Origin of the sequence: Bacillus sp. PDNC022 (assembly GCF_016919285.1) — a bacterium.
GTDB classification, from domain to species: domain Bacteria; phylum Bacillota; class Bacilli; order Bacillales; family Bacillaceae; genus Bacillus; species Bacillus safensis.
This window is the reverse complement of the sequence record NZ_CP070345.1, coordinates 2,587,810-2,601,445: the sequence shown is the minus strand read 5'-3', so window position 1 is coordinate 2,601,445 and position 13,636 is coordinate 2,587,810. Positions and strand designations below refer to the sequence as shown.

Annotated in this window: 16 protein-coding genes; 9 read left to right on the top strand and 7 right to left on the bottom strand. The window is 42.6% G+C overall.

Features of this window, described 5'->3' with window-relative positions; translation table 11 throughout:
* Positions 1-13: 13 nt before the first annotated feature.
* Together JVX94_RS13225 and JVX94_RS13220 are read right to left on the bottom strand one after the other, a co-directional pair.
* On the bottom strand, positions 14-343 hold the full coding sequence (locus JVX94_RS13225; protein WP_205183459.1) for a PTS fructose transporter subunit IIB: 330 nt from the start codon (positions 341-343) through the stop codon (positions 14-16).
* Complete coding sequence (locus JVX94_RS13220; RefSeq protein ID WP_223250924.1) at positions 340-861, bottom strand: PTS sugar transporter subunit IIA; 522 nt, start codon at positions 859-861, stop codon at positions 340-342. Before JVX94_RS13220 ends, JVX94_RS13225 begins: the two co-directional genes overlap by 4 nt.
* Positions 862-1,040: 179 nt before the next feature.
* Between JVX94_RS13220 and JVX94_RS13215 the strand changes: the two genes are divergently transcribed.
* The 3 genes from JVX94_RS13215 (at position 1,041) to JVX94_RS13205 (ending at position 4,910) form a co-directional block, all read left to right on the top strand.
* Complete coding sequence (locus tag JVX94_RS13215; RefSeq protein ID WP_205183457.1) at positions 1,041-3,707, top strand: S8 family peptidase; 2,667 nt, start codon at positions 1,041-1,043, stop codon at positions 3,705-3,707.
* A gap of 106 nt (positions 3,708-3,813) precedes the next feature.
* Complete coding sequence (locus tag JVX94_RS13210; protein WP_144472760.1) at positions 3,814-4,296, top strand: hypothetical protein; 483 nt, start codon at positions 3,814-3,816, stop codon at positions 4,294-4,296.
* Positions 4,297-4,427: 131 nt separating this feature from the next.
* On the top strand, positions 4,428-4,910 hold the full coding sequence (locus tag JVX94_RS13205; RefSeq protein ID WP_205183455.1) for a hypothetical protein: 483 nt from the start codon (positions 4,428-4,430) through the stop codon (positions 4,908-4,910).
* 343 nt (positions 4,911-5,253) lie between these two features.
* Here the strand turns inward: JVX94_RS13205 and JVX94_RS13200 are convergent, their stop codons facing one another.
* The 3 genes from JVX94_RS13200 to mmuM all read right to left on the bottom strand — a co-directional run bounded on the left by JVX94_RS13200 (position 5,254) and on the right by mmuM (position 8,384).
* The gene (locus JVX94_RS13200; RefSeq protein WP_048238197.1) at positions 5,254-5,874 is read right to left on the bottom strand and encodes a hypothetical protein; all 621 of its coding nucleotides are present in this window, start codon (positions 5,872-5,874) and stop codon (positions 5,254-5,256) included.
* Between the two features lie 121 nt (positions 5,875-5,995).
* Positions 5,996-7,399 carry an S-methylmethionine permease gene (mmuP, locus tag JVX94_RS13195; protein WP_205183453.1) on the bottom strand — a complete coding sequence of 468 codons (1,404 nt, stop codon included), beginning with the start codon at positions 7,397-7,399 and terminating at the stop codon, positions 5,996-5,998.
* A gap of 46 nt (positions 7,400-7,445) precedes the next feature.
* The gene (mmuM, locus tag JVX94_RS13190; RefSeq protein WP_205183451.1) at positions 7,446-8,384 is read right to left on the bottom strand and encodes a homocysteine S-methyltransferase; all 939 of its coding nucleotides are present in this window, start codon (positions 8,382-8,384) and stop codon (positions 7,446-7,448) included.
* 336 nt (positions 8,385-8,720) lie between these two features.
* On the opposite strand from mmuM, the gene JVX94_RS13185 reads away from it, so the two are divergent.
* The 4 genes from JVX94_RS13185 to JVX94_RS13170 all read left to right on the top strand — a co-directional run bounded on the left by JVX94_RS13185 (position 8,721) and on the right by JVX94_RS13170 (position 10,732).
* Complete coding sequence (locus tag JVX94_RS13185; protein ID WP_223250925.1) at positions 8,721-9,551, top strand: YitT family protein; 831 nt, start codon at positions 8,721-8,723, stop codon at positions 9,549-9,551.
* A 116-nt stretch (positions 9,552-9,667) separates the two neighbouring features.
* Positions 9,668-9,985, top strand: a complete 318-nt coding sequence (locus JVX94_RS13180; RefSeq protein ID WP_024424392.1) for a PadR family transcriptional regulator — start codon at positions 9,668-9,670, stop codon at positions 9,983-9,985.
* A complete protein-coding gene (locus JVX94_RS13175) occupies positions 9,978-10,565 on the top strand; it encodes a DUF1700 domain-containing protein (protein ID WP_095407629.1) in 588 nt (195 codons plus the stop codon). Before JVX94_RS13180 ends, JVX94_RS13175 begins: the two co-directional genes overlap by 8 nt.
* Positions 10,562-10,732, top strand: coding sequence for a hypothetical protein (locus tag JVX94_RS13170; protein WP_186318707.1), 171 nt, complete (start codon positions 10,562-10,564; stop codon positions 10,730-10,732). The genes JVX94_RS13175 and JVX94_RS13170 overlap by 4 nt, the downstream gene beginning before the upstream one ends.
* Before the next feature lie 16 nt (positions 10,733-10,748).
* Here JVX94_RS13170 and JVX94_RS13165 read toward each other — a convergent pair whose 3' ends face one another.
* A complete protein-coding gene (locus JVX94_RS13165; protein WP_205183448.1) occupies positions 10,749-11,966 on the bottom strand; it encodes a multidrug effflux MFS transporter in 1,218 nt (405 codons plus the stop codon).
* Between the two features lie 214 nt (positions 11,967-12,180).
* On the opposite strand from JVX94_RS13165, the gene JVX94_RS13160 reads away from it, so the two are divergent.
* Positions 12,181-12,717, top strand: a complete 537-nt coding sequence (locus tag JVX94_RS13160) for a GNAT family N-acetyltransferase (protein WP_095407631.1) — start codon at positions 12,181-12,183, stop codon at positions 12,715-12,717.
* A 58-nt stretch (positions 12,718-12,775) separates the two neighbouring features.
* Here JVX94_RS13160 and JVX94_RS13155 read toward each other — a convergent pair whose 3' ends face one another.
* A complete protein-coding gene (locus tag JVX94_RS13155; protein WP_205183445.1) occupies positions 12,776-12,979 on the bottom strand; it encodes a hypothetical protein in 204 nt (67 codons plus the stop codon).
* Between the two features lie 111 nt (positions 12,980-13,090).
* Between JVX94_RS13155 and JVX94_RS13150 the strand changes: the two genes are divergently transcribed.
* Positions 13,091-13,630 carry a ribonuclease FAU-1 family protein gene (locus JVX94_RS13150; RefSeq protein WP_205183443.1) on the top strand — a complete coding sequence of 180 codons (540 nt, stop codon included), beginning with the start codon at positions 13,091-13,093 and terminating at the stop codon, positions 13,628-13,630.
* Positions 13,631-13,636: the final 6 nt, after the last annotated feature.

The window sequence follows — 13,636 nt, the reverse complement described above, 5'->3', positions numbered from 1 at the left end:
GCATTGCTCATGTTTATTGAGATTCAGACTTTTTCTTTTCTACAAGTGCTACAGCTTTGGTGATGATTTGTTCGGCATTTTTTAAGGCTCGTCCGATTTCGACACGTACAGTGGGAATGCCTGAGAAGCGTTCCGCATCGTTAATATGCTGATTTGAGGCAAAGATGCAGAGGTCTGCCTGCTGTGCTTCCTCTGCTGTAATGCCGTTCACCTGTCCCATAATCCCTTGCTGTTCGATTTTGATCTCGTGTCCGAGCTGTTTACCTGCATTTTCTAACGCTTTGGCTGCCATTGGTGTGTGAGCTAACCCTGCTGGACATGAAGTGACACCGACAATTTTCATTGTGTAATCCCCTCTTTCAATTGTTGTTCAATGACTTCGTAATAGTAATCAGCTGTTTGACCTGGTTGAATCTTTTCGATAAAAGCAGGTTCCATTAGGCTGGTCGCAATACCTGACAGTAATTTCAGGTGTGTGATATTTGCTTCCTCTAGTGGAACGAGCAGTGTAAATAAATAGCTTGTTGGCAAATCGTCGAAGCTTCCCCATTCAATGGGTTGTTCAAGTTCTAAAAAAAGAAGTGAAGCCGTTTGTACAGCGGAGCTTTTTGTATGTGGAATGGCGAAGCCTTGCTGAAGTCCTGTTGAGACTTCGTCTTCGCGTGTCAACAAATCTGCTAATAGCCCCGCCTGATCGTTTGTAATCTGAAGGTCTTCAGCTTTCTCGGAAATGTATTGTAAAATCTCATTCTTTGATCGTCCGTTTACTTGTGTGAAAACATGATCTTTTTGGAACAAGCTGATCCCTTCTCTCTCGTTTGTTAAGCGCTTACAAGTTGATTGTAATGTACTTTTCGTCATGGTTAAATAGCATCATTTTCCGTTTGAAATGGCAAAAAGTTTATGAAGCTATCTGTCTTGCTGACTGAATATCTCAAATCCTAGCTTAAAACGAGTTTAATTATGTCATAAACAGATTCTACTAAATGTCTTTCTGTGATATTCTTCCAAGGTATCATAAAAGATAAGGGGGTCTTTTCATGTTCAAAAAGCAGGTCAAATCCTGTGTGGCCGTACTCATGGCCATCATTCTATGTATGGCAGCATTACCTGAATACGAGGCAGCAGCTGCCAGTCATGGAACAAGTGTCAATGAAGCCATTGGGTTAAAAAATGGAGAAGTCATCTCAGGTACATTACAGAATGAAAAGGAAGAGTCGTGGTATCAAATCACGCCATCTGCACAAGAGGTGGCAAAACATACACATATGCAAATTTCTGTAAAAAGTAAACAAGTGCTGTCCGTATCAGTCTATCCAAGTAAGGACAGAGCGATGAAGGATGACACATATTCAAGATATCGCGTGGACACATCTAGCGGAGAAACAGAGATCAACTTCCCGCATGCATGGTCAGGTCCCTATTATGTCAAAGTGCTCTATTTAGGGTCGGAGGAAGACAGCCGTGATGAGGAAGAGGATGCGGTATTCACAATTGGATATAAAGGAGCTAACCTCCCGCCTTCTGAACCCGTTTTCCCTGAAGACGATGAGCCTGAAATCATCATTATAGAGAAAAAGTACGGGCGTGAAATTCTTCAATCGATTCGTACAATCGAAGATAAACGATTCAATGAAACGGCAGAAGGTCGGAAGCTTTCGCGTCTGCTCCAAAAGACAAAGCCGTTTCTCAAATCGAAGCTCATTAAACATCAAAAAGAGCAGCAAAAGGTATACAACCATCTGCTCACATTAAAAACACTGCTAAGTGACGTAGAGAAAAATGGTGCATTTAGTGGTCATATCGTAACAGAAAAAGAACAACAGGCGATTAGGTCCCTTTTTGATATGCTCAAAGATGCAAGTCCGGCTTATTTAAAAAAGGAATTAGAAGCCGTCAGTCAAAAAATTGGCATCAATCAGCTTGAAGGAAAATCAGCCGGTTATGTATTAGAGAAACAAAAGCTTGTAAAAGAAGAGAAGGTTAAAACGAATAAGATCATTTTTAAATTAAAGGATGGTCAAACGCTTCAATCTGCGAAAAAGAAGATGAAAAGCTACGGCATCCAAGAAAACCGTGTGACATCACAGTCAGTCAGTCCTTTATTCAAAGGAATGTATGTCTATGATGTGCCAGCAGGGCAAGAATCAGCTGGAAAGACACTAAAAGCAGGCAAAGCGGTCATCAAAAGCACGGCAAGAAAGCTCTCCAGCATGCCGAATGTTGAATTTGCAGAGCCTGTTCAAACCTATCGTGCGCTAAGCCACGACGCGCAGTATGGTTATCAGTGGCCGCTAAAAAACAGTGCGCAAAACAGCGGAAAAAAAGGCGCGGACGTCAAATTTGAACAAATGAATACACTGATTGGCACAAGCAAAATGAAGCAAACATTAATTGCTGTTGTGGATACAGGTGTAGACAGCCGTTTGACAGATTTAAGCGGGACTGTTCGTACAGACTTAGGTGCGAATCTCATTGGACGAAACAAAGATGCGATTGATGACAATGGACACGGTACGCATGTGGCAGGCATCATTGCCGCAAAATCCGATAATCATTACTCAATGGCAGGTCTCAACCAACATGCGGGCATCATTCCAGTGAAGGTGCTGGATGCCTATGGATTTGGAGATACAGAGCATATTGCACTTGGAATCAAGCATGCAGTAGACAAAGGCGCAAAGGTCATTAACATGAGCCTTGGCGGCTATTACAGCAGAGTGATTGAATATGCAATGAATTACGCTGCTCAAAGAAATGTACTAGTCGTCGTGGCGAGTGGAAATGATGGCGTACCAGAAATGGGCTACCCTGCGACATCAAAATACGCAATGGCGGTTGGCGCAAGCAACCGTATGGATATTGCCGCTGAGTTCTCAAGCTATGGCAAAGGACTGAGCATGTCAGCACCAGGGTCGGATATTCCGAGCTTAATGCCTGATGGGAATGTCTCATACCTTAGCGGGACATCAATGGCGACACCATATGTGGCAGCAGCAGCAGGATTACTGCTTTCTAAAAATCCATCCTTGAAGCCAAATCAAGTGAGAAATCTTTTACAAAGTACATCAGATGACATCTCATTTAAATCTGTTGATGGAAAAGACGACGTTTTCTATGATGAAAATGAGGAGCCAATTGTCGATCCGAAAATCCCGGGTATCGATTGGATGACAGGACATGGGAGATTGAATGCATTTGCTGCATTAAGCGCTGTTGAACTGAATGCATCTGTGAGCAAAGTGGAGGATCAGCACCAAAAGGTGACAGGTAAAGCAAAAGCCGGCGCTGCAATTTCTGTGTATAGAGGCAAAACCCTGCTTGGAAAAGGCACAGCAGGCAAAAAAGGAACCTTTAGTGTGAAGATTAAGCATCAGAACAAAAACAAGGTCCTTCACATTAAAATTTCAAAAGGAAAGGCCGCTACGACGCTCAAAACCGTTGTGAAAAAAGGCAAAGCACCAGCTAAGCCGAAAGTGAGCAAAGTAACCGTCAAAAGTAAAGCGGTCAAAGGGACTGCGGGTGCAGGCTTGACCATTAAAGTGAAAAACAAATCAAAGAAAGTCATCAAAACAGTCAAGACCAATAGCAAGGGTGCATTTACTGCCCAAATAAAACCTCAGAAAGCCAAAACGGTTTTGTATGTGACCGCTTCAGATGTGAGAAAAAGAGAAAGCAAAGCGGTAAAAGTGGTTGTGAAAAAATAAAAAAAGACCTCCCTTTCTAATAAAGGGGAGGTTTTTTGTTTTTAACTGGAAAAATACCAATTCCTGTCGATAGTAATATAGTAGGAAAAAAAAGGAGGATATATCGATGAAAAAAATCATGTTTGCTTTCTTTCTATCATTGCTTCTCGTATTCCCAAGCTTTGCACATGCTGAAGAAACAGGTGCAGTACCAGCATCTGTACAAGTAACAAGTGTCACAGCAGCCGATAGTGGAATAGTGAATTACGGCTATGGCAGTAAATATCGCGTGGGTTCTTATTATCCAGCTACGTTTAAAGGAACACTAAAAGATGCAAGCGGAAATCTCATGCCTAATCAGCCGATCAAGCTTTATTTTGAAGCAGCGATCAAATCATATGCTCAAACAGCGACAGGCACAACAGACGAGTATGGGCAATTTTCACTGACGTTTCAAGTTCCTGCAGGTGCAGGCTACCAATCATACAATAATGCAGGCTGGTCAACACATTACTACGATATCGTTCCAGTGACGTTCACGTCAAACGACATCAAACTATCTTCAAATGTCACAAGTGTATACCATTTGGCGTATACATCACGTTACTAATCTCATAGAAAAAAGGATGTCACCAATCTGAAACTTCCCTTTCTAAAAAAAGGGGAGTTTTTTGTTTTTTACTGGAAAAATACCAATTTATGCCGATGGTAATATTGTAGGAAAAAAAGGAGGATATATCGATGAAAAAAATGTTGTTTGCTTTCTTTCTATCATTGCTTCTCGTATTCCCAGCCTTTGCACATGCAGAGGAAACTGGAGCAGTACCAGCATCTGTAGAAGTAACGAGTGTCACAGCAAAAGACGGAGGTATAGTCGATTACGGGTCTGGCAGTAAATATCGAGTAGGTTCGTATTATTCAGCTACGTTTAAAGGATCATTAGTGGATACAAGTGGAAAAGCGATGCCTAATTCGCCAATTCAGCTTTATTTTGAAGCAGCGATCAAACCATATGCTGAGAGAGCGACAGGCACAACAGACGAGAACGGACGATTTTCACTAACATTTCAAGTTCCTGCAGGTGCAGGCTATCGTACTTTTTATAATGCAGGCTGGTCTAAACATTATTACGATATCGTTCCAATCACGTTCACTTCAAACGACATCAAGCTATCTTCAAATGTCACAAGTGTGTACCATTTGGCGTATACACTACGTAACTAATCTACTGGAAGAGGCTGCTTGGCGAAAGCCATGTTGTTTTCATAGAAAAAGGATGTCATCATGTGACATCCTTTTCTTTTTGTTAGCAAACCTGCTGGGCGGCAACCGAAAGAGTCGATAAACAAACACTCATCAGCCGTTATTCCCAGATTCGATCGAGCGTTTAACTTTTAATCTTGAGCTTTGATGGATAAGAAATTTCACACTTGAACTTTGATCCTTGAACGTTCAGCTTTGAGCTTTTATCAAGGATCATCCTAAGATGATCATCAGATGAGGAGGGAATGACCTTTCCCTCGGAGGTGTTTAGTTCTATCGATTTTCGGCTCACTAACAAAATCAATTAATCAATCTGTATTTTCGTCAGTGTATTGCTTTCAGATAAGGAAAAATCAACTTCCATTTGAAAATCTTCAATTTCTTTCGAAAGCTGTTCAATTTTCACTCGAAGGCGAAGCGGATCGATGATCACCGCCTCATTTTCAGCTAGAAAAGACTTCACAATCTCTTGGTTAGCAGCCGCTTGTGTCTTTCCATCTTTTCCAAACAAGGTCTCTAAATGCTGATCAAGTCTCTTTTTCACATCTTCATTCGTTTGTTCAGCTTTGTCGACCAGCTCTTTGTACACCTGTTTCATTTTCCGTAAATAACGAATATCGTAGTCTATCGACGTCTTACGTTCAATCGCTTCTGCCACCGTCATACGGACACCCGCCACATCAATCATTGTGGTCGCATTCGATACAACGATGGCCGATTTGATGGCATTTCGGCGTTTGATTAAAGCTTGAATCGATTGGTCATCAGCCTTCGCCTTTTTTTCAACTTCTTCTTGATTCTGAAATCCATGCTGTATATGTTTCCCGATCATCAATCCACCAAGTACGGCTTCATCAACAGTTCGGTTGATTCTCTTATCTAACATTTTCAGTTCACTTAATGCTCTTGTAATGGTCATTTCCATATTCACGACAACTCCCTTGGTTCATCCTGAAAATCATAGATTCCTATCATATACCAAAGTGTGCTTCTTTTACTAGTGATATCCTTTTTTGTCAGACTATTTTCATAGAAAAAACCTGGCGTTATACACCATGTTTTTCTCGTTTTTTCTGAATCCAAGCTGTCACGTAATAGGCAGCATAGCAGAGCGCAATGAAAGGAATGCCGCAGATGAGGGCAATCCGCTGATTTGGATCAAAGGCAATGCCGATGACAGATGCAAGACATAGAAGGAAGGCTGCAATCGGAACTACTGGATAGAGCGGTGTTCGAAAGGATAAATCATGAAGCTGTCCGCCTTCCTGTAAAAATCTTTTCCGAAACATAAACTGTGAGGCAGCAATCCCCATCCATACGACCACAACGGCCAGTCCAGAGATTGACACAAGGACAAGGTATACCGTTTCTGGTGCGATCACACTCGATAGCAAAGAAAGAATACCACCGATCATACTTAAAATGAGTGCATTCAAAGGAATTCCTTTTGACGTCAGCTTCGCTAGTTTTTTAGGAAGTGTTCGTTCCTCAGAAAGTGACCAAAGCATACGAGATGATGCGTATAATCCTGAGTTTGCGGCAGATAAGATCGCGGTCAGGATGACAAAATTCATGAAATCTGCGGCATAAGGAATCCCGATACGATCAAATACCACGACAAATGGGCTTTTGATCACCCCGGCTTCTTCTACTGGAATCAAGCCAGCTAAAACAACGATCGTTCCAACGAAAAACAGGACGAGACGCAGGACGGTTGTGCGAATTGCTCTTGGAATGGTCTCGTCAGGATTGACGCTTTCACCCGCAGCAATCCCAATCAACTCCGTACCTGAAAAAGCAAAATTGACCGCAAGCATCGTCATTAAAATCGGTAAAAAACCGTTTGGTAAAAGTCCGCCTTCACCAGTGAAATTAGAAAAGAACGGAGCGGCCTCACCGCCCTTTAATGGAATCAAACCAAACATTGCAGCTCCGCCAAGAATAATAAAGAGAATAATAGCCATTACTTTAATACTGGAAAACCAAAACTCTGATTCTGCAAAAAACTTGACTGTAAATGCGTTCAGTAAAAAGATGAGAAGAGCAAAAACACCACTCCACATCCAAACCGAAGTGTCTGGAAACCAGCGCTGCATTAATAGTCCTGCCGCTGTAAATTCCGAACCGAGTGCCACTGTCCACGTCAGCCAGTATAGCCAAGCGACCGTATAGCCTGTACCAGGTCCAATGTATTTTGTTGCATACGTATGAAAAGCCCCTGTGACCGGCATTGCGACAGACAGCTCACCTAAACAAAGCATCACGAGGTAGACAATTAATGCCCCCACAAGATAGGCAAGAATGGTTCCCGCAGGTCCGGCCTGATTGATGGTATAGCCAGAGCTTAAAAAGAGCCCTGTTCCAATGACGCCGCCTAGAGAAAGCATGAACAGGTGCCGGCTCGTCATTTTTCGTTGGTATTGTTGTGACTGATCTTTTGCTTGTTCCATGTCTTCCCGCCCTTTTGCTTAGAAGTATGTGTGATGATTCATGATGCTATGATGTGGTTCGTTTTAAGATGTCATTAATATCTTCTGGGGTCGTCCGGCAGCAGCCGCCGATGATATGAGCGCCGTCTTTGTACCATTGATACGCACATTCGCCAAAAGTAAGATGTGACGTATCTCCGCTCCATACCTTTTCTTCAGGATCATATACTTCACCTGAGTTTGGATACACCACAATCGGTTTGCTCGTTCCTTTTTTCATCTCTTGAATGAGAGAAGTGATAAATTGCGGCGGCGTGCAGTTCACGCCGACAGCAGCGATTTGTTCATAAGGCTCAAGTGCCTGTACACATTCTCGTATGAAATCACCTTCACTAATGTGCAGGCCATCCTTTGCGCTGAATGTAATCCAAGCTGATACCCCGCTGAATTCATCCTGCAGCAGCTTTGCAATGGCAGTTGCTTCAATCAGACAAGGAATCGTTTCGCAAGCAAGAATATCTGCACCCGCTTCTACTAATGCCTGAATTCTTGGTCTGTGAAAATCAATGAGAGCCTGCTCAGTAAGTCCGTAATTTCCCTTATATTCAGAACCGTCAGACAAATAAGCCCCGAATGGCCCCACAGATCCAGCGACAAATGGTTTTGTCCGCCCTTCACGACGCGCTTCATCCTGCCAAAAAAGATCGCGTGCTTCTTTCGCTAAAGAGACAGAGCGTTTCATGAGGTCAATCGCTTCTTCTTTTGTATAGCCTTTTTCAGCAAAGCCTTCAATCGTTGTTTGGTAGCTGGCGGTTGTTGCGCAGTCAGCACCTGCTAGGAAGTAGTCCAAGTGTACTTGCTGAATCAATTGTGGCTGTTCAATGAGTATTTTGGCTGACCATAAACGATCGTTTAAGTTACAGCCCTTTCGTTCAAGCTCTGTTGCTAATGCACCGTCTAAAATCAAAGGTGCGTGAGCCTGTAAACGACTTTGAATAGGATTCATCGGAATCAAACAGCCTCCTTTTTAGATCGGATTTGATGGGTATGATATGAGGCAGTAGTTTAAATGACTAAAGCGTTTTTGTCAAGGAGAGGAAAAAGCATATTAGGGCGCGAAAACCCTGAAAACATGCGGGTTTTGATGCATAAAAATGCAGTCAAAATAATAGAAAACCAAGTCATTGACAGCCTCTAAAAAGAGATATATATTATGGAAAGATTGATTTCAGAAAGCTTCATCAAAAGGCGCCGTCTTTTGATTTTTATGTTGTCCAACGACTGTCTTCTTTCGTGCAGAAAGAGGGTTTTTTATATGCTTAAAAAAGGAGGAAAGAAGAAATTGAAAAAATGTGTAAAAGATATAGCGATGATTCTGGTTGGTTCTTTTTTATTTGCCGCAGCAGTGAATATGTTTGTCATTCCGCTTGAATTTGGTGAAGGCGGCGTAACGGGGCTGTCCATCATTTTTTATTATTTGTTTGAAATAGCACCGTGGCTGACGAACCTCGTGTTCAATGCCATCTTACTGCTTGTCGGGTATAAGTACTTAGACAAGAAAACCACAATTTACACCGTGGTTGCCGTCGCAAGTAACTCCCTATTTTTACATCTGACCACAACATGGGTCGTGAATGTACATGAAATGATTATTGGAGCAATTTTCGCAGGAATCATCATCGGAATTGGGATTGGTCTTGTGCTCAGAGCCGGTGGAACAACGGCGGGTTCTGCCATTCTCGGAAGAATTGCCAACAAGTATTTAGACTGGAACGTGAGCTATGCCATCTTGTTCTTTGATTTGATCGTTGTATTTGCTTCCTACTTTATTATTGGTGCGGAAAAATTAATGTTTACCATTGTGATGCTGTACGTGGGGACAAAGGTGATGGACTTCGTGATAGAAGGACTTAACACGAAAAAAGCAGTGACGATTATTTCTTCGTGCAAAGATGATATTGCCGAAGAAATCAATCACACCTTAGATCGAGGCGTCACGATTTTAAACGGACGCGGTCATTATTCAAAGGAATCGAAGGAAATTCTTTACGCAGTCATTCAAAAGCAAGAGCTCATGCGTCTCAAGAAAATTATTAAGAAAATTGATCGAGACGCATTCGTGGTTGTCCATGACGTACGCGATGTGTTCGGAGAAGGATTTGTGAATATATAAAAATGAAAAGAAGACAAAGAGCTAAAAGACCCTAAAATGGGTCTTTTTTTATTCTCTATACCTCTTGTCACACAATACTATGTAATGTATAGTATAAAGAGTTAGGAGTTGTAAACATGAATGCACAATTAAAAAAAGGGTTACTGGAATTTTGTGTACTGGCGGTATTAAAGAAAGGCGATTCCTATGGTTATCAAATCATTAAAGATATGTCCCATTGTATTGAGATTTCAGAATCGACATTATATCCAATTTTAAAGCGTTTAGAGCAAAACAATTATGTGGAGACCTATTCCCAGGAACATAACAGTCGATTAAGAAAATACTACCGCATGACAGAAAGCGGGCGGGAGCATATGGCGCAGTTTTTAGAGGAATGGGATCAGGTGATGGCGATTTACGACTTTATTTCTGGAGGACAGGGCAATGAATAAAAAAGAATTTTTGAGCAGCCTAAAGAAGCATCTGCATCTTCTAGGCGAAAAAGACAGTGATCGGTTTATCGAATACTACGATGAAATGATTGAGGATTATCAGGAAGATGGCTACAGTGAACAGGAAGCGGTTCATCAAGTCGGTCAGCCTGCTATGATCGCTGAAGGGATTTTGAAGGAACAAGGAATAAAAACCGTTCAGGTGCCGACGTTTGGAGAAAAAGCCACAAGACTCTCCATTCTCATTTTAGGCTTTCCGTTATGGGGCAGTATTCTAGCAACAGTCTTCCTGCTGATTCTTTCTGTATATATGGTGATTTGGTGCATTCCGCTCGTGACAGGAACAGTGACGCTGGTTGGTCTGCTCGGCGGTTTTTGGAGCATCATAGGTTCTCCATTTATTTTTCAGGACGGTTTGCATGTGGTGGTGACGCAGATTGGCGTTGGTATTCTTCTATTAGGTATCGGATTATTAAGCGGCATAGCCACGGCGTATTTGACTAAGCTATTTGTGCAAATGACTATTCAAACCACTAAGGCATTCATAGGAATGTTTAAAAAGAAGGTCGTGAGAGTATGAACGTGAATGATTTAAAAAAGCAATGTATCAAATGGGGGATCATCTTCACCGTTGCCGGAGGAATTGTCATGGCAATTGGTTTTGGAATATCAGGCTTTGATTTAGATGCATATCACAACAATGACCAGAGCAACGTGTTCCGCACCATCAATTGGAGCAAGCCATAATAAATGAAAAACCCGCTTATGCGGGTCTTTTTTTCGCTCGGGCCACAAAGAAGAAATAGCAGCAAAGTGCGCCTAGATCACAAAGCATAATGATCAGACCCATTGGAAAGGCTGTTTGGCTTCCGGCAAGTCCGACAAGAGGTGTCATGCAAGCGCCTAGCAGCATTTGCGCAACACCGATCAGTGCAGCTGCACTTCCTGCATGCGCTCCGTGCTGCTGCATCGCAAGAGACGGCGCAGAGGTGCCGACAATTCCAACACTTGAGACAACAAAAAACAGCGGAATCAGAATACCGTACAATCCTGCATCAATCGAGATCATGAAAAATAAAGTGACTCCGCCTAATGCAGCTGTCAGCAATCCAATGCGAAGGACTTTCTCTTCACCGATTTTCGCAGCGACTCGAGCAAATACTTGTCCAGCCGTGATGATTCCAAGACTATTTATCGCAAAGGCCGCACTAAATCCTTGTGGAGAAAGGTTGAAAATATCTTGAAGCACAAACGGTGAACCAGAAATATAGGCAAACATCGCTGCAAATACAAGACCTTGCGAAAGGGCATACCCAACAAAGAGACGATCACTGGCTAAAATTTTCATTGCACCTGCAATCTGTTGAAAGCCCCCGGTCTGTCTACGCTCCGCGGGTAAGCTTTCTTGCAGTGAAAAAATCGATCTCAGCAGCATCAATGCCCCGAGGATTCCTAGTAGTACAAATACACCCTGCCATGTTGTGAATCGTAAAATCTGTCCGCCTGCAATAGGTGCTGCTGCCGGTGCAACCCCGTTGACTAACATCAGCAGTGCAAAAAATTTCGTCATTTCTGATCCTTCATAATGATCTCGGACAATGGCTCGTGCAATGACAATGCCTGCTGAACCAGCAAGTCCTTGAATCAATCTAAGAAGAATGAACGTCCAAATCGATGTGACCACTGTACAAAGAAGTGATGCCGCAATAAAGATGGTCAAGCCAATCATCAGCGGTTTTCTTCTGCCAATCGTATCGCTGATCGGACCTGCAATCAGCTGGCCGAGCGCCAGTCCAATGAGACAAGCCATCAGACTTAATTGGGACAACGCCGTGCTTGCCTCAAAATCACGAGCAATATGAGGCAAAGCAGGTAAATACATATCCATTGCCAGCGGAGCAAGAGCTGTTAAAGATCCGAGCAATGCGGCAAGGAGAAATCGATTTTTTTTCGATTCTTGGGGATAAGATAAAGAACTCATATGATGACAACACTCCTCGTATACTTCCTCAACACAGCATAATGAATCAAGCGTTCCTTTTCAATGAAAAATTTTCAAAGATGATTCCGTGCAAAATGATTGATCTTTCGCATGAGACTCTTTACATTGAATGAGTAGAGAAAAGAGTAAAGGCTATTGCATGCAGTGATTGCATGATATGTATACCCACTAATAGAGAGCAGGAGGTGCTGACATGAAGCAGCAAGAGCTAATCATTCGTCAAGCAGTCAAAGAAGATCATGAGGCCATCACGCACGTGCTGATCAAATCCTATGCACAGTATGAGCCTCAATTTACAGAGGAAGGCTGGCAAAATTATTCTGCCGCGCTTGCAGCAGCTGTAGATAATCCGAACATGGAGCTTATGCTTGTGGCGGAACTTGACGGCAAGGTCGTGGGGACGCTCCAAATGTTCCGTTCATCAGAGCAAGCATATGACAAACCCGAAATGGGCATTACATCAGCCATCGTCCGGTTTTTAGGAGTAGATCCCGATGTGAGGGGAAAAGGCATTGCAGAGTCATTGCTGCGTAAAAGTATTGAACTGACGCAATCATGGGGCGAAAATGTTCTGTATCTTCATACATCTGATAAAATGCAGGCCGCCATTCGCCTATATGAAAGAATGGGCTTTGAGCGTGCGCTTGATAAAGAATTTGTGAACCAAAATGGGACGCATGTCAAGAGCTATCAATATGTGATCAAGAAAGAACAGCCGGCAGGTTCATAATATAACGTGCAGCAAAAGGAAGAGCTTACCTCCATGGACAGCTCTTCCTTTTTTCAATTTACGCCCACAGTACCAGCGCCCAATATGATACCCCCCACGAGATGAAACCGAACATGACAAAGAATTTTAACATGCGCTCATAAGGAGACAGCTTTCGTTCTCTCTTCGTTTTCACCAGCTGCCAATAAAGGACATAGCCGCAAATCATGAGGATGATTTGTCCAAGCTGTGTAAAGTTTTCAAGAATCGTGATTCCGTTCATTTATTTCACCTCATCATAGGTCTTCCATAAGTAAATGAGGCAATCCTTTATTTCTTCAAAAAAAACCGGTGTATACTGGAAAGAAACGAGATGTTTAGAGGGAGTTGTGACATGTTATTTTCGCTGCATGCGGATCGTTGGGATGAAGTCATCGAGAGAAAAATCAAATACGATCAGAAAGTTGTGGAACATATCTGTCAGCTGTTAGACGCACAGGGACAGCAGGCTGTGCTGTTTCACAAGATTGAAGAACCGTTTACGATGAGGGCAGGTGAGGGTGCTCTAACCATTCCAAAAGGGAGCTATACGACCGCTTATTATTGGAAGGATCGTCCTTATAACATATATTTCTGGAGAGATGATCAAGGAAAGGAACTAGGATCTTATTTTAATATTGTGGGAGATACACAGTTCAACGGGCAGCTGGTCATGTTTGAAGACCTCATTGTTGATCTTCTCGTTCTTCCAAATGGTGATTTCTTTGTATTGGATGAAGATGAGTTGCCAGAGAGTTTAGCGGATTTTGAACAAGGTTCGGTGCGCCGAGCATTAGAGGGTGTGATGGCTTCGTTAGAAAGCATACTGGATCAAGTGAGGGCAGATGCCGAAGGGAAATATCATCACAGCTTGTTTGAGCCGATGTTGAGATAGAAAAAA

Bases quoted from the DNA above. Each gene is read 5' to 3' on its own strand.
- JVX94_RS13225 (WP_205183459.1), bottom strand. From the start codon at position 343: ATGAAAATTGTCGGTGTCACTTCATGTCCAGCAGGGTTAGCTCACACA.
- JVX94_RS13220 (WP_223250924.1), bottom strand. From the start codon at position 861: ATGACGAAAAGTACATTACAATCAACTTGTAAGCGCTTAACAAACGAG.
- JVX94_RS13215 (WP_205183457.1), top strand. From the start codon at position 1,041: ATGTTCAAAAAGCAGGTCAAATCCTGTGTGGCCGTACTCATGGCCATC.
- JVX94_RS13210 (WP_144472760.1), top strand. From the start codon at position 3,814: ATGAAAAAAATCATGTTTGCTTTCTTTCTATCATTGCTTCTCGTATTC.
- JVX94_RS13205 (WP_205183455.1), top strand. From the start codon at position 4,428: ATGAAAAAAATGTTGTTTGCTTTCTTTCTATCATTGCTTCTCGTATTC.
- JVX94_RS13200 (WP_048238197.1), bottom strand. From the start codon at position 5,874: ATGGAAATGACCATTACAAGAGCATTAAGTGAACTGAAAATGTTAGAT.
- mmuP (WP_205183453.1), bottom strand. From the start codon at position 7,399: ATGGAACAAGCAAAAGATCAGTCACAACAATACCAACGAAAAATGACG.
- mmuM (WP_205183451.1), bottom strand. From the start codon at position 8,384: ATGAATCCTATTCAAAGTCGTTTACAGGCTCACGCACCTTTGATTTTA.
- JVX94_RS13180 (WP_024424392.1), top strand. From the start codon at position 9,668: ATGAATGCACAATTAAAAAAAGGGTTACTGGAATTTTGTGTACTGGCG.
- JVX94_RS13175 (WP_095407629.1), top strand. From the start codon at position 9,978: ATGAATAAAAAAGAATTTTTGAGCAGCCTAAAGAAGCATCTGCATCTT.
- JVX94_RS13170 (WP_186318707.1), top strand. From the start codon at position 10,562: ATGAACGTGAATGATTTAAAAAAGCAATGTATCAAATGGGGGATCATC.
- JVX94_RS13165 (WP_205183448.1), bottom strand. From the start codon at position 11,966: ATGAGTTCTTTATCTTATCCCCAAGAATCGAAAAAAAATCGATTTCTC.
- JVX94_RS13160 (WP_095407631.1), top strand. From the start codon at position 12,181: ATGAAGCAGCAAGAGCTAATCATTCGTCAAGCAGTCAAAGAAGATCAT.
- JVX94_RS13155 (WP_205183445.1), bottom strand. From the start codon at position 12,979: ATGAACGGAATCACGATTCTTGAAAACTTTACACAGCTTGGACAAATC.
- JVX94_RS13150 (WP_205183443.1), top strand. From the start codon at position 13,091: ATGTTATTTTCGCTGCATGCGGATCGTTGGGATGAAGTCATCGAGAGA.